We start from the raw sequence: 16,889 nt of genomic DNA, 5'->3' as shown, positions 1-16,889 counted from the left end.
CCGCTGGGTGAGCCGGCCGCCGTGCCGCCCCCCGCGCCGGTGGGCTCGCCGCTGCCGCCCGGCGGATACCGCCCGCCGTTCGCCCCGCACGGCCCGTACGCCGGGTCGCCGCCCTCGCCACCGCCGGGCCGGCCGCCACGACCGCCGAAGCGGCCCAAGGAGCGGTCCCCGCTCGGCGCGATCACGTTCTCGCTGATCTTCCTGGCGCTGGGCGTGGTGGCCATGCTCGACCTGCTCGACGTCTTCCCGGTCGGCGCCGCCGGCTACTTCGCCGCGGTACTCGCCACCATCGGCCTCGGCCTGCTCGTGGGCACCTGGTTCGGCCGGGCCCGCTGGCTCATCGCCCTCGGCCTGGTGACCGCGGCGGCGCTCGGCATCGCCACCGTCGCCGAGTCCTACGACCGGGTGCGCGGCATCGACGGCAACGTCACCTGGGCGCCGACCGACCTGCGCGACCTGGCCGACCGGTACGAGAACAACCTCGGTGACGCCGTGCTCGACCTGCGTGGGATCAACTTCGACAAGCAGGACGTGCAGGTGACCCTCGACGTGAACCTCGGCAACGCCACAGTGGTCGTACCGCCGGACGTGGACGTGACAACCGTCGCCGAGGTGAACGCCGGTGACGCCTCGGTCTTCGGCAAGCGCAGCGGCGGGCTCGGCAACCGCCAGTGGGAGAGCACCGACACCGGCGCCGACGGCCCCGGCGGGGGCAAGCTGCGCCTCTACATCCACGTGAACGCCGGCAAGCTGGAGGTGACCCGATGAAGGCGCACCGCACCGACATCGTGTCGTTTGCTTTCGGACTCGTCTTCCTCGGCCTGTCCGTCTGGTGGCTGCTGGCCCGCATCCTCGGGCTGTCCGTACCTCCGGTCGGCTGGTTCCTGGCCGGCGGCCTGGTCCTGATCGGGTTGCTCGGGCTGATCGGCGCGCTGCGCTCGGGGCGGGCCGCGGAGCAGCCCGCGCCGCCGGAGGCGACGGTCTCCGCGCCGTACCGGGACGACAGCCCGGCCGGCGACGGCGAGACGACGTCCGACGTGGCCGACGAGTGGGCCACCGAGGCGACGACCGACGACGCGGGGCCCGCCACCCGCGAGATGCCGGCGGTGGACCCGCCGGCGGACGAGACACGCGAGGAACGGCGTACGCCGGGCGACCCGGCCTGACCGCGCCACTGCGGGGCCCTCGGAACGCGGCCTATGCTGGTCGGCGGAGATCTCGCCTCCGCCGGCCGGCCCGCGCACCCGACCACGCCGGAGCCGCCGGTCGGGTCGCCGGAGAGCCGCCGCCCGTCCGTCCGCTACCTCGTCAGGAGCCCGCCCGACATGACCCAGTCCCCCGCCGTGCGCGTCACCGGTCCCTCCGGTGCGGTCCGCATCGGCGAGCGCGCCGCCCGCACGCTCGTCAGCGAGTTCGCCCGGCGTAACGACCCGAAGGCCGGCCTGCTGGTCGGCGCGACTCCGGAGTCCGCGGTGCTGGCCGCGGCGATCGAGGCGCTGCTACCCGGCGACCGGCTCACAGTGGTGCCGGCGGAGGGCGCCGCGGCGGCCGCGCTGCGGGAGCACGTCACCGCGCAGGGCCGTTGGGTCGCCGACCGGGTACGGGTGGTCGACACCCTCGCCGAGGCGGACGCCGCCGCCGTGGTGGTCGTCGCCGAGCCGTTCACCGGCACCGCCGAGCAGGCGCGTGCCGCTGTGGACGGGCTGACGAAATACCTGGCCGACGGCGCGGTGCTGAGCGTCGCCGCGCCGCTGTTCCGCACCGAGGGCGCGGACGGCGAACTGGACCGGCAGGGCGTGCTGCACGGCGTACGCACCGACCTGGTGCTGCGCAACACCCCGCCGGTACGCGTGCACCACCTGCGGTTCACCCCGGCGCCGGTCGCGCTCGCGGCCTCGCTGTCCCCGGCGTACCGGCCGTCGAGCGTGCCGCTGACCCGGGGCATGCACATCGACTCGAACGGGGTGGCCGCCGCCGGCATCACGCTCGGCCTGGCCGCCCTGGCCCGGGCCGCCCGCCCGAAGTCGAAGCTCTGGCTGCTTCCGGCGCTGGCCGCCGCGCCGGTGGCCGCGTTCTTCCGGGACCCGGAGCGGGACGTGCCGGAGGACCCGTCGGCAGTGGTCGCCTCGGCGGACGGCCAGGTGCTCTCCGTGCAGCGCCTGCAGGACGAGCGCTTCGGCGACGGCGAGTGGCTGCGGATCGCGGTGTTCCTGTCCGTGCTGGACGTGCACGTCAACCGCGCCCCGGTGGCCGGCAAGGTGGTGGACTACTTCGTCGCCGACGGCGGGTTCGTCAACGCCATGAAGCCTGATGCCGAGCACAACGTGGCGGCGTACACGGTGCTGGACACCGACCACGGCACCGTGGTCGTGGCGCAGCGCACCGGGCTGATCGCCCGCCGGATCGTGCAGCGGGCGCCGGTCGGTTCGCTGCTGGCCCGGGGTGAGCGCTTCGGCCTGATCCGGTTCGGCTCGCGTACCGACGTCTACCTGCCGGCCGACGCGGCGGACCCGCTGGTCGGTCCGGGCGACAAGGTGGTCGGCGGCGCGACGGTGATCGCCCGCTGGCGCTGAACGCCGGACACGAAGAAGGGGCGCCGCTGCGGCGGCGCCCCTTCTGTCGTTCTCGGATCAGGCGGTACGGCGCTGGTGCAGCCAGAGCAGCGGCCCGCTGACCAGGTAGCCCACCACCACGAGGGCGAACGTGAGCCGGATGTCGACGAGCGCGCCGATCACCGGGGCCAGCCAGAGCCACGGCGGCAGCTTCAGCAGCCGGGCGAGCTTGGCGTACGGGAAGCTCGACACCATGGCGAAGGCGAGCAGCGCCACGCCGGCCACCATCACCAGGCCGGGGACCGGCACGCCGATGGCCACGGTCAGGGCGAGCACTGCCGCCGCCATGGTGGTCGGCACACCGCAGAAGAAGCGGCCGTCCTTCGGCGAGACGTTGAACCGGGCGAGCCGGATCGCCGCGCAGGCGGCGACGAGCGCGCAGGAGACCGCGGCGGCCGCCGGGGGCACCGAACCGGCCAGCGAGGCGTAGACCACCACCGGCGCGGCGAGGCCGAAGGAGCACATGTCGGCGAGCGAGTCCATCTGCGCGCCGAACGGGCTGGCCACGCCGAGCTTGCGGGCCAGCGCGCCGTCGAGGCCGTCGAACGCGACGCACGCGATCAGGCAGATCGCGGCGATCTGCACGTCACCGCGCATGGCCAGGAAGATGGCCAGCATGCCGAGCATGAGGCTGCTCAGCGTGCACGCGTTGACGAGCGCGAACTTGACCCGGCGGGCGGCGGTGCGCTCACCCGGCAGGAGCGGGATCGACATCGCCGATGACTCGTCGTCGACCGGGGCGGCCGGGGCGAGCGCCGGGCTGACCGGGCGTACCACCTCGATGTCGGTGTCGAGCCGGCCGTAGCGGAGACGCTGGCGGTCTGCGTAACGGTGGTCGGGGGTGACCAGGTCGGTCCCCGGAACGGCCGCGCCGTCCCGGCGGCCCACCCGGACCAGCAGCACCTGGCGGGCGAACGTGCTGCTGCGGCGCAACCGGCCCGCCCAGCGACGCCCTGCGGGGCGCGGACTGTCAGTCGTACGACGCCGGCGCCATGGGGCTCTCGGCACGTTTCCTCCATCACCGGATCGGCTGGCCGCCCTCGACGGGGCGGGTGTCCGGCTGTCTCGTGCCGGACCTTTCGGGTCCGGCAGCCCTTTTGCGGAGTACACCATTGCACAGGGAACAGGGGCTTGGCGATAGCTGCCGGCGGTACTTATATCTCCCTTAACCGCACGAACCGCTCAATCATTCCCATCTCGGGCTTCAACGTCCGTTTTTGTCGGCCAACCCTTCCTTCCGACTGTACCGGAGGTCACCCAGGGCGGCTCGGCGAGCGATTCACCTCACCCGCTGCCCGGTGGCGCGGGCCGCCACATCGGTCATCGACAGGCCGCCGACCTGCTCCGGCGCGAACCAGGCCGCCCGGGCGGTGGAGCCACCGGCCAGCTCGGTCACCACCGCCTCGGTCGGCGCGTCCACGCGTACCCGGTAGATCACCCGGATGCCGTGCCAGTCCAGCGGCCGGCCCTCCGGGCCGAGCGCGGCCGGGTTGTGCAGGTTGTCCACCGCCATCAGGTCGAGGACCCGGCCCAGCTGTCCGGCCTCCTCGACCAGCTCACGCAGCAGCCCGGTGGCCGGCTGCTCGCCGTGGTCGGTGCCGCCGCCGGGCAGGTGCCAGCGACCCGCGCCCGGGTAACCGTCGGCGATCATGGTGAGCAGCACCCGGTCGGCCGGATCGGTGACCAGCCCGTACGCGGCGAAGCGCTGCCGTCGGTCGACGGCCGGCCCGGCCGGGTCGACGGGCAGCCCGCGGGGCATGTCGGCCGGCAGCGGAGTCACCGGCAGGCCGAGCAGCTCGGCGGTGAACACCATCAGCGGGAGGCTCGCCGCCTCCTCCGGGGTGAACCAGCCCACCTCGTCGGTGCCGCCGGCGGGCTCGGGTCGCAGCCGCCCGCCGCGCGCCTCGACGTCGAAGATCAGCCGGTCGGTGTGCATCGCGACGTTCTCGGCGCGGAACGCGGTCACGTCGGCGACGGCGGCCCGGATCGCGCCGGGCGCGACGGTCAGCCCGGTCTCCTCGGCGAACTCGCGGACCACCGCGTCGGCCGGGTGCTCCGCGTGCTCGACGCCGCCGCCGGGCAGTTGCCACACCCCCGGGTACGGGCACTGCGCCGAGCCACGCGCCAGCAGCACCCGCCCCTCGGAGTCCCGCAGCATCCCGTACGCCCCGACCCGCCGCTGCTGCTCCACCCGCACCACTCCCCCGCACCCGAGCGCCCCACTCCGTCGATCATGAGGTTAGCGGTACCGGGGCGGACATTTCCCGCCGTCAACTTCATGATCGCCGGAGTGGGGCGCGGGTGTGAGCGGGTCGGGTGGGTCTAGAGGAGATGGGCGGCCTGGACCGCCTCGGCGGTCACCTCGGTGAGGCGGTCGGTGGGCAGGGCGCCGAGTTCCTCGCGCCGGAACCAGCGGGCTTCGCACGTGGAGCCGCCGACGTCGGCCACCGTGGGCGGCGCCGGCTGGTCGACCACAACCCGGTAGAAGGCGCGTACGCCGTGCCAGTCGATCGGGTAGCCCTCCGGGCCGAGCGAGGCGGCGTCCCGGTGGCTGGCCACGCCGAGCAGCTCGACCAGGCGGCCGGTCTGCCCGGTCTCCTCGACCAGCTCCCGGATCAGCGCCGCGCCCGGCTGCTCGCCGTAGTCGGTGCCGCCACCGGGCAGGTGCCAGCAACCGGCGCCCGGGTAGCCGTCGGACACTCGGGTCAGCAGCACGCGCTCCTCCGGGTCGGTCACCACCGCGTACGCCGCGAAGCGCTGCGCCCGGTGCAGCCCGTCCGGGCCGGGCACGGCGTAGAACGAGGGGAACTCGGGCACCTCCTCCGGCACGATGTCGTCGGTGGAGGTGGGCAGGCCCAGCGCACGCGCGGTGAACGACCGCAGCGGCAGCTCCCGGGCCTCGTCGAGGGTGAACCAGCGGGCCAGGTCGGTCGGGCGGTCGATCCGCTCGGTGAGCGTCCCGCCGCGTACCGAGACGGTGTAGAGGAGGCGGTCGGTGTGGATCGTGATGCGCCGCTCGGGCAGGGCCCGCATGTCGGCGAGCACGTCCTGGAGGCCGGCGACGGCGACCGAGAGCCCGGTCTCGGCCGCGGTCTCCCGGACGACTGTGTGCTTGGGGTCCTCACCGTGGTCGACCGCTCCTCCGGGGAGCGACCAGGTGCCGGGGGTGCCGGAGCGCTCCGATGCGCGGACCAGCAACACTCGGCCGTTTGAATCAGCACAAACTGCGTATGCCGCGATCCTGCGGAGCGGCTCCAGCGAGGTGGTCACGGGATCAAATTCTCCCCGGAGCGGGTTACCGGGATCGAAAAGAGTCAGATTCCTGACTCTTCGCTGGCGTCTCAGGGACGCATCAGGGTAGGGCTCCGGGCGGTCACCGAGGTCGCCCGCCGCGGCGCGCGGGACCGTGGAGACATGACCTCTCCGAATCCCTCCCACGCCCCGTACAAGCAGCTCCGCCGCCCGGTCAGCGACCGCATGATCGCCGGCGTGGCGAGCGGCCTCGGCCGCTACTTCGCCGCCGACCCCACACTGATCCGGGTGATCTTCGCGACCGCCACGGTGCTCACCGGCGGGCTCGCCGCGCTCGCGTACCCGATCATGTGGTTCCTGATGCCCGAGGAGCCGGCCGGCGCGCCCGCCTGGCCGCACCCGCCGGGCACCGCGCCCGGGTGGCCGCCGGTCCCGCCGACCGGGCCGGACGCCGGACCGCCGCCCGCGGCCTGAGCGGCGTCACTCCCACTCGATGGTGCCCGGCGGCTTGCTCGTCACGTCCAGGACCACGCGGTTGACCTCGGCGACCTCGTTCGTGATCCGGGTGGAGATCCGGGCCACCACGTCGTAGGGCAGCCGGGACCAGTCGGCGGTCATCGCGTCCTCGCTGGAGACCGGGCGTAGCACCACCGGGTGACCGTAGGTGCGCCCGTCACCCTGCACCCCGACGCTGCGGACGTCGGCCAGCAGCACCACCGGGAACTGCCAGACGCCCCGGTCCAGGCCGGCAGTGGTCAGCTCCTGCCGGGCGATCAGGTCGGCCTTGCGGAGCACGGCGAGACGCTCCTCGTCGACCGCGCCGATGATCCGGATGGCCAGGCCCGGGCCGGGGAACGGGTGCCGCCAGATCATCGCCTCGGGCAGGCCCAGCTCCAGGCCGATCGTGCGAACCTCGTCCTTGAACAGCGTGCGCAGCGGCTCGACCAGTGAGAACTTCAGGTCCTCGGGGAGGCCGCCGACGTTGTGGTGGCTCTTGATGTTGGCGGTGCCGGTGCCGCCGCCGGACTCCACCACGTCCGGGTAGAGCGTGCCCTGCACCAGGTATTCCACGTCGCCGTGCGCCGCGATCTCCCGGGCGGCGGCCTCGAAGACCCGGATGAACTCCCGGCCGATGATCTTGCGCTTCTGCTCCGGGTCGGTCACCCCGGCCAGCGCGCCGAGGAACCGCTCCCGGGCGTCGACCACCTTCAGCTTGATGCCGGTGGCGGCGACGTAGTCCTTCTCGACCTGCTCGGCCTCACCGGCCCGCAGCAGGCCGTGGTCCACGAACACGCAGGTGAGCTGGTCGCCCACGGCACGGTGCACGAGCGCCGCGGCGACCGCCGAGTCGACGCCGCCGGAGAGACCGCAGATGACCTCCTTGTCGCCGATCTGCTCGCGGATCCGGGCGACCTGCTCGTCGATGATGTTCGACGGCGTCCACGTCGGTTCGATGCCCGCGATGTCGTACAGGAAGCGGGTGAGCATCTCCTGGCCGTGCGCGGTGTGCCCGACCTCCGGGTGGAACTGCACGCCGGCGCGGCGGCCGGCCAGGTCCTCGAACGCGGCGACCGGGGCGCCCGCCGACTCGGCGGTGACGGTGAAGCCCTCCGGCGCCTCGGTGACGCAGTCGCCGTGGCTCATCCAGACCGGCAGGTCGGCCGGGAGGTCGCGCAGCAGCACGCCGGGCTCGGTCAGGCGCGGGCGCAGCGGGGTGCCGCCGTACTCGCGGTTGCCGGTGCGCGCGACGGTGCCACCGAGCGCCTGGGCCATGGCCTGGAAGCCGTAACAGATGCCGAAGACCGGCACGTCGGCGGTGAACACGCCGGCGTCGATCTGCGGCGCGTCCGGCGCGTACACGCTGGCCGGACCGCCGGACAGGATGATCGCGGCGGGGTTCTTCGCCAGCATCTCGGACACCGGCATGGAGTGCGGGACGATCTCCGAGTAGACCTTCGCCTCGCGGACGCGGCGCGCGATGAGCTGGGCGTACTGGGCTCCGAAGTCCACCACGAGGACGGGGCGAGGCGTGCTCATGTGCGCAAAGCCTACCGACAGTCACCGGGCGCGCGGACGCGCCCCGGCGGTGTGGCGGGGTGAATGTGTTAACAGGGGCCCCTTCCTCTACCGGAGGCGTTAAGAAGGGGCCCTTCCTTTCACCGCAGGGCGGCGGGGGCGTGCGCGGGGACGGCCGGCCGCCGCGGCGGGACCGGCGCGACCCGGGTGTACGGCGAGCCGAGCGCCGGGCGCGGGTCCGCCTCGTCCTTGTTCGGCCAGTACGACATGGCCCGCTCGGCCTGCGCGGTGATCGTCAGCGACGGGTTGACGCCCAGGTTCGCCGAGACCGCCGCGCCGTCCACCACGTGCAGCCCCGGGTGGCCGTACACCCGGTGCCAGGGGTCGATGACGCCCTCGTCCGGGGAGGCGCCGATGACCGCGCCGCCGAGGATGTGCGCGGTGACCGGGATGTTGAACGGCTCGGTGACCGCCCCGCCCGGGGTGCCGCCGATCTCCTCGGCGAGCAGCCGGGCCGCCGTGTTGCCGGCCGGGATCCAGGTCGGGTTGAGCGCGCCGTGGCCGGGGCCGGAGACCAGCCGGCCCCGGCGGTAGCGGGTGGTCAGCGAGTTGTCGACCGACTGCATGACGAGCGCGATCACGGTGCGCTCGGACCAGCGGCGTACGGACAGCATCCGCGCCGCCAGCAGGGGCTGCCGGACGATGCTGCCCAGCCAGCGCCGGGCGCGGCGGGGACCGCCGTCGACGAGCAGCGACTGGAGCAGGCCCATCGCGTTGGAGCCCTTGCCGTACCGGACCGGCTCGATGTGGGTCTGCGGGTCGGGGTGGAACGAGCTGGTGATCGCCACCCCCTCGGTGAAGTCGAGGCCGCGCTTCCGGGCCGCGCCGGGCGCCACCGAGGCGCCGAGGATGGCCTCGGAGTTGGTGCGGGTCAGCTCGCCGAGGCGGGGCGAGAGCGCCGGCAGCGCGCCGGTCGCCTTCATCTCGTGCAGCAGCCGCTGGGTGCCGAGCGCGCCGGCCGCGAAGACGACCTGGTCGGCGTGGATCACCTCGCGCCGCTTGCGCAGCCAGGCGCCGGTGCGTTCGGTGTGCACCGCGTAGCCGCCGGCCGGGTCGGGGCGGACGGCGGTCACGGTGGTCAGCGGGTGCACCTGCACGCCGAGCCGCTCGGCCAGCCAGAGGTAGTTCTTCACGAGCGTGTTCTTGGCGCCGTGCCGGCAGCCGGTCATGCACGACCCGCAGTGGCTGCATCCGGTGCGGTCCGGGCCGGCCCCGCCGAAGTACGGGTCGGCCACCCGCTCGCCCGGCCGCCCGATGTGCACGCCGACCGGCGTCGGGTGGTAGGTGTGCGCCACCCCCATCCGCTCGGCCACCGCGCGGACGGCCCGGTCCGCGCGGGTGTCGATCGGGTACGTGGTGACGCCGAGCATCCGCTTCGCCTGGTCGTAGTGGCGGGCCAGTTCGTCGCGCCAGTCGGTGATGTCGCGCCACTGCGGGTCGGCGTAGAACGCGTCGAGCGGCTCGTAGAGCGTGTTCGCGTAGACGAGCGAGCCGCCGCCCACCCCGGCGCCGGAGAGCACGAGCACGCCGCCGCCGGCCTTGCGGTCGGCCGAGCGCAGCAGCGTGATCCGCTGGAGCCCGAAGCAGCCGAGCCGGGGCGCCCAGAGGAACCGTCGCGCCCGCCAGGACGTACGCGGGAACTCGTCGTCGGCGAACCGCCGCCCGGCCTCCAGGACGCCGACCGAGTAACCCTTCTCGGCCAGCCGCAGCGCGGTGACGCTGCCGCCGAACCCGGACCCGATGACGACCACGTCGTAGCGCATGGACGCATCATTACCGACGAGTAGCTATAGCGCCAACGAGACCTTTTCGCACATCATGCAGAGCGCTCGATCGCCGGGATTCCCACCACTGCAACCTCTGGGCCCTCCTGGCGCGTCGAATCACACGGGGAGGCACGAACGTGACGAGACGACGCCTGCTGGGCCTGGCCGCGCTGGTGGCCGCGCTGCTGGTCGCCACCGGAGCGGTGGTGACCACCCGGCTGGTGGCGAACCGTCCGGCCGCCCCGGCCGCCGGCCCGAGCACCACGCCACCGGCCTCGCCGACGCCCGCCCCGACCACCGCCAGCCCGACGCCGCCGCCCGGCGCCGACCTGAAAGGCCCGCTCAACCTGCTGCTCGTCGGCGTCGACACCCGGGTCAGCATCCCCGGCTGGGAGCCGCACGCCGACGCGGTGCTGCTGCTGCACGTACCCGCCGGGCTGGACCGGGCGTACCTGTTCTCGCTCCCCCGCGACCTGGTGGTGGACATCCCCGCCTACCCGAAGGCGCGCTACCCGGGCGGCCGGACCAAGCTCACCCACGCGATGAGCTACGGCAGCCGGGTGCCGGGCGACAAGGGCAACCCCAGCACCGCCCAGGGGTACGAGCTGCTGCGCACCACCGTCTCCCGCTACACCGGGCTGCGCATCGACGCCGGCGCGGTGATCACGTTCGGCGGCTTCGACAAGCTGGTGGACACGCTCGGCGGGGTCGACCTCTACGTCGACCAGCGGGTCGAGTCCCGGCACCGCCGCCCCGACGGCACCATGCGGACGCTGACCGGCGGCGGCTACACCGGGCCGCAGATGGTCTACGAGAAGGGCACCCGCCACCTGACCGGCTGGCAGGCGCTGGACTACGCACGGCAGCGCTACACCGCGGGCGGCGACTACACCCGGCAGCGGCACCAGCAGCAACTGCTCCGGGCGCTGGCCCGCAAGATCGTCGACCAGGGCACCGCGCGCGACCCGCAGCGGGTCGAGCAGGTGGTCGCCGCGCTCGGCAAGACCCTGGTGTACGCCGGAGGCGGCCGCAACCTGGTCGACTTCGCGTACGCCCTCGGTGGCCTGCCCGCCGACCGGCTCACGCTCGTCGTGCTGCCCGGCGCCGGGGTGAGCAGCGGCGGCGCGTACCGGGGCGAGCAGCTCAAACCGCTGGGCCGCGACTTCCTCACCGCGCTGCGCGACGGGCGGGCCGACGCCTTCCTGACCGCCCACCCGTCGCTGCGCGTCAAGAACTGAGGACCTACAGCGGCTTCGGGGCGGGCGGGCGCTCGGTGCCGTACAGCCACGGGTCGAAGACCTTCGCCAGCTTCTTGCCCGAGACCCGCTCGGCCAGCGCGACGAAGTCAGCTGTGGTGGCGTTGCCGTTCTTCCGCTCCGCCGCCCAGGTACGCAGGACGGTGAAGAACGCGGTGTCGCCCACCGCCACCCGCAGCGCGTGCACAGTCATCCCGCCCCGGTCGTAGACCGAGCGGCTGAACAGGTTCTCCACCCCCGGCTTGCCCGGCGGCGTCCGCCACACCTGCGAGCCGGCGTTCGCGTACTTCTGCTCGAACGTGCGCTGCACTGTGGTCGAGCCGCTGTGCTCGGCCCACAGCCACTCGGCGTACGTGGCCAGCCCCTCGTTGAGCCAGATGTCCTGCCAGCGCTGGATCGACACGCTGTTGCCGTACCACTGGTGGGCCAGCTCGTGCGCGACCACGCCGGTGTTGTCGCCCTGCCGGAAGAAGCTGGCCGAGTAGACCGGACGGCTCTGCGTCTCCAGCGCGTACCGGATCCGGTCGTCGTCGATCACCACGCCGCCGTACGAGTCGAACGGGTACGGCCCGAAGACGCTCTCCAGGTAGTCGGCGACCTCGACGGTACGCGCGATCGACCGGTCCGGGGCGCCCTGGGGCAGCTGGGTGGTGACCGCGCTGTACACCGGCCGCCCCTTGTGCTCGCCGGTGGTGACCCGGAACTTCCCGATCGCCACGGTGGTCAGGTAGCTGGCCGCCGGCGCGCCCTCCGACCATTTCCAGGTGGTCCAGTCGCCGCTTGTCGACTTCCCCTTCGGCACGCCGTTGGAGACCGCCGTCAGTCCCTTCGGGACGGTGATCTCGAAGTCGTAGGTCGCCTTGTCCGACGGGTGGTCGTTCACCGGGAACCAGGTGCTCGCCGACTCCGGCTGACCGAGCGCGATCGCCCCGTCCGAGGTGTGCAGCCAGCCGCCCTCGCCCAGCGACTCGGTACGCAGCGGCTCCGGCCGCCCGTCGTACCGGATCTCGGCGGTGAACCCGTTGCCGGAGGTCAGCCCGGTGGCCGGGGTGACCACCAGTTCGTTGCCGGTACGGCTGTGCCGGGCGGCGGCGCCGTCCACAGTCACCGAGCGGACGGTCAGCCCGGCCAGGTCCAGGTTGAACGCGGACAGGTCGGCGGTCGCGGTGGCCCGCATCGTGGTGGTGCCGCTGAGCTTGTCCGTCTCCGGGTCGTAGCGCACCTTCACCGTGTAGTGCGCGACGTCGTAGCCACCGTTGCCGTAGCTCGGGAAGTAGGGGTCGCCCGCGCCGGCCGCGCCCGCCGCGAAGCTGCGCGTGGCCGCCGGGGCGGCAGTGGTGGGAGACGCCGGTCCCGGGTCCGGCTCGGCCGAGCCGCAGCCGGTTACCAGCAGCGTCGTGCAGGCCAGCAGCCCGAGCCGTCGTCGTCCGCCGCGCCGCGTCATCGCCTCGATCCCTCCGGGGTCCCGAACAGCGGCCCCGCCCACGGGCCGCTCCGCCCGCGGCAGCCTACCCAGCGGCGGTCACGCCCACGTCACGGCAGTCCCGGTGGCGTCGCGCCGACCAGCCAGGCGTCCAGCAGCGTCCGCAACGGCCGCCCCGACGTGCGTTCGGCGTACCCGACGAACTCGGCGGTGGTGACGTTGCCGTTGCGGTGCTGCGCCAGCCAGCCGCGCAGCACCCGGTAGAACGTCTCGTCGCCGACCGCGCGGCGCAGCGCGTGCACCGCGAGCGCGCCCCGCTGGTAGACCGCGTCGCCGAACATCCCGGACCGGCCCGGGTCGACAGTGGGCTTCGACCAGTCGGTGTCCGCGTACCGCTCGGCGACCGTCTGCGCCACCGTCCGGCCGCCGTCGTGCTCGGCCCAGAGCCATTCGGCGTACGTGGCGAAGCCCTCGTTGAGCCAGATGTCGCTCCACCGGGCCACCGAGACGCTGTCGCCGAACCACTGGTGGGCCAGCTCGTGCGCGACCACTTCGGTGTTCGGGCGGTCGCCCCGGAAGAAGCCCGGCCCGTAGACCGGCCGGCTCTGCGTCTCCAGCGCGTACCGGATGCGCTCGTCGGCCACCACGATCCCGCCGTACGCCTCGAACGGGTACGGACCGAAGCGCTCGGCCAGGAAGTCGGCGATCTCGCCGGTGCGGGCCACCGACGCGGCGGCCGGCCCGTCCGCGGGCAGCGCCTCGGCGACGGCGGTGACCAGCGGCTTGCCCGCGTGCGTGCCGGTGCTGACCCGGTAGTCGCCGATCACCAGCGTGCTCAGGTAGCTGGCCATCGGCGCGCGCTCCGACCAGCGCCAGGTGGTCCAGCCGCCGCTTGACGTCTTGCCCTGCGGCACGCCGTTCGCGAGCGCGGCGAGCCCGTCCGGCACGGTGATCGTGAAGTCGTAGGTCGCCTTGTCCGACGGGTGGTCGTTGACCGGGTACCAGGTGCTCGCCGACTCCGGCTGGCCGAGCGCGATCGCGCCGTCCGGTGTGGCGTGGAAGCCGCCGTCGCCGAGTTCGGCGTTCGGCAGCGGTTGCGGCACCCCGCCGTACGTCACCTCGACGGTGAGCCGCTTCCCCGGCGGCAGCCCGCGCGGCGGGGTGACGATCAGCTCGGCGCCGTCGTGGCGGTGCTTCACCGCCTCCCCGTCCACCCGGACCCGCTCGACGTCCAGCCCGGCCAGGTCGAGCTGGAACCGGGACAGCGCCCGGGTGGTGGTGAGGGTCAGCGTGGCGGTGCCGGCGAGCCTGTCGCCGGCCGGGTCGTAGCGCACGTCGAGCGCGTAGTGGCCCACGTCGTAGCCGCCGTTGCCGGCGCCCGGCACGTACGGGTCACCGGCGTCCGCCGCGCCCGGCCGGAACCCGTTGTCGTCGCCGCCCGTGCATCCGCTCACCGCGAGCGCCGCCGCCACCAGCCCTGCCGCCCAGATCCGCCCCCGTCTCACCCGGCGAGCCTAGACGCGCGACGGCGCGGGCGGGGCCGGAACACGTCCGGGCCGCCGCCCGCGCCGTCATGCGGTGCTCAGCCGGTGCTCAGCGGTGCTCAGCGGTCGAGGACCAGCCCGACCTTCTGGAACTCCTTGAGGTCGCGGTAGCCGCACTTGGCCATCGCGCGGCGCAGGCCGCCGAAGAGGTTGAGCTGGCCGTCCGGCTCGTCGGCCGGGCCGAACAGCAGCTTCTCCATCGAGCCGAGCGGCTCGCCGGCCACCTCGAACGCGCCCCGGGGCAGCGACGGGTGGCTGGCCGCGGAGTGCCACCAGGCGCCACCGGCCGGCGCCTCCTCGCAGAGCGACAGCGGCTCGCCGAGCATCACCGCGTCCGCGCCGCAGCCGAGCGCCTTGGCGATGTCGCCGGAGGTCTGCATGTCGCCGTCGGCGATCAGGTGCACGTACCGGCCGCCGGTCTCGTCCAGGTAGTCGCGGCGAGCAGCGGCGGCGTCGGCGATCGCGGTGGCCATCGGCACCCGGATGCCGAGCACCGACTCGGTGGTCGACCAGTCGTCGCCGCCGATGCCCACGATCACACCGGCCGCGCCGGTACGCATCAGGTGCAGCGCGGTCTTGTAGTCGGTGCAGCCGCCGACGATGACCGGCAGGTCGAGGTCGGCGATGAACTCCTTGAGGTTCAGCGGCTCGTCGGTGGTGGAGACGTGCTCGGCCGAGACGAGCGTGCCCTGGATGACCAGGATGTCCACGCCGGCGTCGAGGATCACCGGGGCCAGCGCGAGCGTGTGCTGCGGCGAGACCCGCACCGCCACCGTGCCGCCGCCCTCGCGCAGCTCGCGTACCCGCTCGGCGATCAGGTCGGGCCGGATCGGCTCGGCGTAGACCTCCTGGAGGCGCTTGGTCGCCCGCGCGTCCTCGCCGAGACCGGCCAGTTCCTCCAGCACCTTGGCCGGGTTCTCGTACCGGGTCCAGAGGCCCTCGACGTTGAGCACGCCGAGGCCGCCGAGCTGGCCCAGCCGGACCGCCGAGGCGGGGCTCATGGTCGCGTCCGAGGGGTGGCCGACGCAGGGGATGCCGAACTGGTACGCGTCGAGCTGCCACGCCGTGGAGACGTCGTCGACGTCCCGGGTGCGGCGGCTCGGCACGATGGCGATGTCGTCCAGGTGGTAGCCGCGCTGCGCGGTCTTGCCCAGCCCGATCTCGACCACGTCACGCATGAGGGACTCCAGGTGGTTGGGGGTGGTGGGTCAGCGGGAGTGGTAGTTGGGCGCCTCGACCGTCATCTGGATGTCGTGCGGGTGGCTCTCCTTGAGCCCGGCCGCGGTGATCCGGATGAGCTGGCCACGCCGGTGCAGCTCCGGGATGCTCTCTGCGCCCACGTACCCCATGGCGGCGCGGAGGCCGCCGATGAGCTGGTGGGCGACGGCGGACAGCGGACCCCGGTAGGGCACCTGGCCCTCGACGCCCTCCGGGACCAGCTTGTCCTCGGCGAGCACGTCCTGCTGGAAGTAGCGGTCCTTGGAGTAGGACTTGCCCTGGCCACGCGACTGCATCGCGCCGAGCGAGCCCATTCCCCGGTACGCCTTGTACTGCTTGCCGTTGATGAAGATCAGCTCGCCGGGGCTCTCCTCGCAGCCGGCCAGCAGGCTGCCGAGCATCACCGTGTCGGCGCCCGCGACGAGCGCCTTGGCGATGTCGCCGGAGTATTGGATGCCGCCGTCGCCGATCACCGGCACGCCGGCCGGGCGGGCGGCCCGGGCCGCCTCCATGATCGCGGTGATCTGCGGTACGCCGACCCCGGCCACGATCCGGGTGGTGCAGATGGCGCCCGGGCCGACGCCCACCTTCACGCCGTCCGCGCCGGCCTCGACGAGCGCATTCGCGCCCGCGTACGTGGCGATGTTGCCGCCCACGATGTCGATGCTGACGTCCCGCTTGAGCCGGGCCACCATCTCCAGCACGGCCCGCTGGTGCCCGTGCGCGGTGTCCACGATGACCACGTCCACGCCGGCGTCGACGAGGGCACGGGCCCGCTTGTAGCCGTCCTCGCCCACGCCCACCGCGGCGGCGACCCGGAGCCGGCCCGCGTCGTCCTTGGTCGCGTTCGGGTACTGCTCGCTCTTGGTGAAGTCCTTCACCGTGATCAGGCCGCGCAGCTTGCCGCCCGCGTCCACGATCGGCAGCTTCTCGATCTTGTGCTGGCGCAGCAGGCCGAGCGCGTCGTCCTTGCTCACGCCGACCGGGGCGGTGATCAGCGGGGTGCGCGTCATGATCTCGCGGACCGGCGTGGCCGGGTCGGAGACGAAGCGCATGTCGCGGTTGGTGACGATGCCGACCAGCTGGCCCTGCCCGTCGATCACCGGCACGCCGGAGATGCGGTAGCGACCGCAGAGCGCGTCGACCTCGCGCAGCGTGTCGTCCGGGCTGGCGGTCACCGGGTTGGTGATCATGCCGGACTCGGAGCGCTTCACCAGGTCGACCTGGAGCGCCTGGTCCTCCACCGACAGGTTGCGGTGCAGCACGCCGATGCCGCCCTGGCGGGCCATGGCGATCGCCATCCGCCCCTCGGTGACCGTGTCCATCGCGCTGGACAGCAGCGGCACGGTCAGCTCGATGTTGCGGGTCAGGCGGGTACGGGTGTTCACCCGGCTGGGTACGACGTCCGACTCGCCCGGCTGCAGGAGCACGTCGTCGAAGGTCAACCCGAGCGGTACCACCCGGGCCGAACCGGCCGGCAGCTCGGGCAGATGGCCACCCAACTCCCCGCCGTCGGTGCCGGCCGGGATCTCGGTGCTGGGCGAATTCTCCACGATTGCTCCCCTGAGCTGGTCGATCGGGCTGCAGCGAGGCGGCGCGCGGGGGCACCGGCAGGCGCCTGGTGACGGCGCGTCGCCTCATCGTACCCACTGGCCCGTTCCCGTCCGGGCAGCGGCGGGCCCGGGGGTAGGCCGGGCCACAGCGCGGCCTGGGGCGGGCTTTCCGGCGGCCCGGGGACTACG

14 protein-coding genes are annotated in these 16,889 nt (G+C 73.5%); 5 read left to right on the top strand and 9 right to left on the bottom strand.

Translation table 11 applies throughout. The features are described from left to right. The 3 genes from MCBG_RS23935 to MCBG_RS23925 form a co-directional block, all read left to right on the top strand. A partial coding sequence (locus MCBG_RS23935) for a LiaF domain-containing protein (protein ID WP_223201310.1) occupies positions 1-768 on the top strand: 768 nt, incomplete at its 5' end. Further along, positions 765-1,166, top strand: a complete 402-nt coding sequence (locus MCBG_RS23930; protein ID WP_043328346.1) for a hypothetical protein — start codon at positions 765-767, stop codon at positions 1,164-1,166. The genes MCBG_RS23935 and MCBG_RS23930, both read left to right, overlap by 4 nt. Before the next feature lie 159 nt (positions 1,167-1,325). Then, on the top strand, positions 1,326-2,573 hold the full coding sequence (locus MCBG_RS23925) for a phosphatidylserine decarboxylase (RefSeq protein WP_043330939.1): 1,248 nt from the start codon (positions 1,326-1,328) through the stop codon (positions 2,571-2,573). A gap of 57 nt (positions 2,574-2,630) precedes the next feature. On the opposite strand, the gene MCBG_RS23920 is transcribed toward MCBG_RS23925, so the two are convergent. The 3 genes from MCBG_RS23920 to MCBG_RS23910 form a co-directional block, all read right to left on the bottom strand. Then, the gene (locus MCBG_RS23920) at positions 2,631-3,545 is read right to left on the bottom strand and encodes a CDP-alcohol phosphatidyltransferase family protein (RefSeq protein WP_043328345.1); all 915 of its coding nucleotides are present in this window, start codon (positions 3,543-3,545) and stop codon (positions 2,631-2,633) included. 346 nt (positions 3,546-3,891) lie between these two features. Next, positions 3,892-4,803: an NUDIX hydrolase gene (locus MCBG_RS23915; RefSeq protein WP_043330938.1), complete on the bottom strand. Its 912-nt coding sequence runs from the start codon at positions 4,801-4,803 to the stop codon at positions 3,892-3,894. 131 nt (positions 4,804-4,934) lie between these two features. Then, a complete protein-coding gene (locus MCBG_RS23910) occupies positions 4,935-5,882 on the bottom strand; it encodes an NUDIX domain-containing protein (protein ID WP_043328344.1) in 948 nt (315 codons plus the stop codon). Between the two features lie 144 nt (positions 5,883-6,026). Between MCBG_RS23910 and MCBG_RS23905 the strand changes: the two genes are divergently transcribed. Continuing rightward, positions 6,027-6,338, top strand: a complete 312-nt coding sequence (locus MCBG_RS23905; RefSeq protein WP_043328343.1) for a PspC domain-containing protein — start codon at positions 6,027-6,029, stop codon at positions 6,336-6,338. A 6-nt stretch (positions 6,339-6,344) separates the two neighbouring features. On the opposite strand, the gene guaA is transcribed toward MCBG_RS23905, so the two are convergent. Together guaA and MCBG_RS23895 are read right to left on the bottom strand one after the other, a co-directional pair. After that, a complete protein-coding gene (guaA, locus tag MCBG_RS23900) occupies positions 6,345-7,901 on the bottom strand; it encodes a glutamine-hydrolyzing GMP synthase (RefSeq protein ID WP_043328342.1) in 1,557 nt (518 codons plus the stop codon). Between the two features lie 119 nt (positions 7,902-8,020). Then, positions 8,021-9,703, bottom strand: coding sequence for an FAD-dependent oxidoreductase (locus MCBG_RS23895; RefSeq protein WP_043328341.1), 1,683 nt, complete (start codon positions 9,701-9,703; stop codon positions 8,021-8,023). Between the two features lie 140 nt (positions 9,704-9,843). Between MCBG_RS23895 and MCBG_RS23890 the strand changes: the two genes are divergently transcribed. After that, on the top strand, positions 9,844-10,944 hold the full coding sequence (locus MCBG_RS23890; protein WP_043328340.1) for an LCP family protein: 1,101 nt from the start codon (positions 9,844-9,846) through the stop codon (positions 10,942-10,944). A gap of 4 nt (positions 10,945-10,948) precedes the next feature. Here MCBG_RS23890 and MCBG_RS23885 read toward each other — a convergent pair whose 3' ends face one another. The 4 genes from MCBG_RS23885 to guaB all read right to left on the bottom strand — a co-directional run bounded on the left by MCBG_RS23885 (position 10,949) and on the right by guaB (position 16,700). Next, positions 10,949-12,406, bottom strand: coding sequence for a M1 family metallopeptidase (locus MCBG_RS23885; protein WP_043328339.1), 1,458 nt, complete (start codon positions 12,404-12,406; stop codon positions 10,949-10,951). 89 nt (positions 12,407-12,495) lie between these two features. Beyond that, positions 12,496-13,890, bottom strand: coding sequence for a M1 family metallopeptidase (locus tag MCBG_RS23880; RefSeq protein ID WP_043328338.1), 1,395 nt, complete (start codon positions 13,888-13,890; stop codon positions 12,496-12,498). A gap of 98 nt (positions 13,891-13,988) precedes the next feature. Continuing rightward, positions 13,989-15,107: a GuaB3 family IMP dehydrogenase-related protein gene (locus MCBG_RS23875; protein WP_043328337.1), complete on the bottom strand. Its 1,119-nt coding sequence runs from the start codon at positions 15,105-15,107 to the stop codon at positions 13,989-13,991. 30 nt (positions 15,108-15,137) lie between these two features. Next, complete coding sequence (guaB, locus tag MCBG_RS23870; protein WP_043328336.1) at positions 15,138-16,700, bottom strand: IMP dehydrogenase; 1,563 nt, start codon at positions 16,698-16,700, stop codon at positions 15,138-15,140. Between the last annotated feature and the right edge of the window lie 189 nt (positions 16,701-16,889).

It is taken from the genome of Micromonospora sp. M42 (assembly GCF_000568915.1).
GTDB lineage: Bacteria > Actinomycetota > Actinomycetes > Mycobacteriales > Micromonosporaceae > Micromonospora > Micromonospora chalcea.
This window is presented reverse-complemented; position numbering and strand designations above follow the sequence as displayed.

What these genes read in the sequence shown, in the direction of transcription:
- guaA (WP_043328342.1), bottom strand. Translation starts at nt 7,901, where the DNA reads ATGAGCACGCCTCGCCCCGTCCTCGTGGTGGACTTCGGAGCCCAGTAC.
- MCBG_RS23905 (WP_043328343.1), top strand. Translation starts at nt 6,027, where the DNA reads ATGACCTCTCCGAATCCCTCCCACGCCCCGTACAAGCAGCTCCGCCGC.
- MCBG_RS23895 (WP_043328341.1), bottom strand. Translation starts at nt 9,703, where the DNA reads ATGCGCTACGACGTGGTCGTCATCGGGTCCGGGTTCGGCGGCAGCGTC.
- MCBG_RS23885 (WP_043328339.1), bottom strand. Translation starts at nt 12,406, where the DNA reads ATGACGCGGCGCGGCGGACGACGACGGCTCGGGCTGCTGGCCTGCACG.
- MCBG_RS23930 (WP_043328346.1), top strand. Translation starts at nt 765, where the DNA reads ATGAAGGCGCACCGCACCGACATCGTGTCGTTTGCTTTCGGACTCGTC.
- MCBG_RS23925 (WP_043330939.1), top strand. Translation starts at nt 1,326, where the DNA reads ATGACCCAGTCCCCCGCCGTGCGCGTCACCGGTCCCTCCGGTGCGGTC.
- MCBG_RS23875 (WP_043328337.1), bottom strand. Translation starts at nt 15,107, where the DNA reads ATGCGTGACGTGGTCGAGATCGGGCTGGGCAAGACCGCGCAGCGCGGC.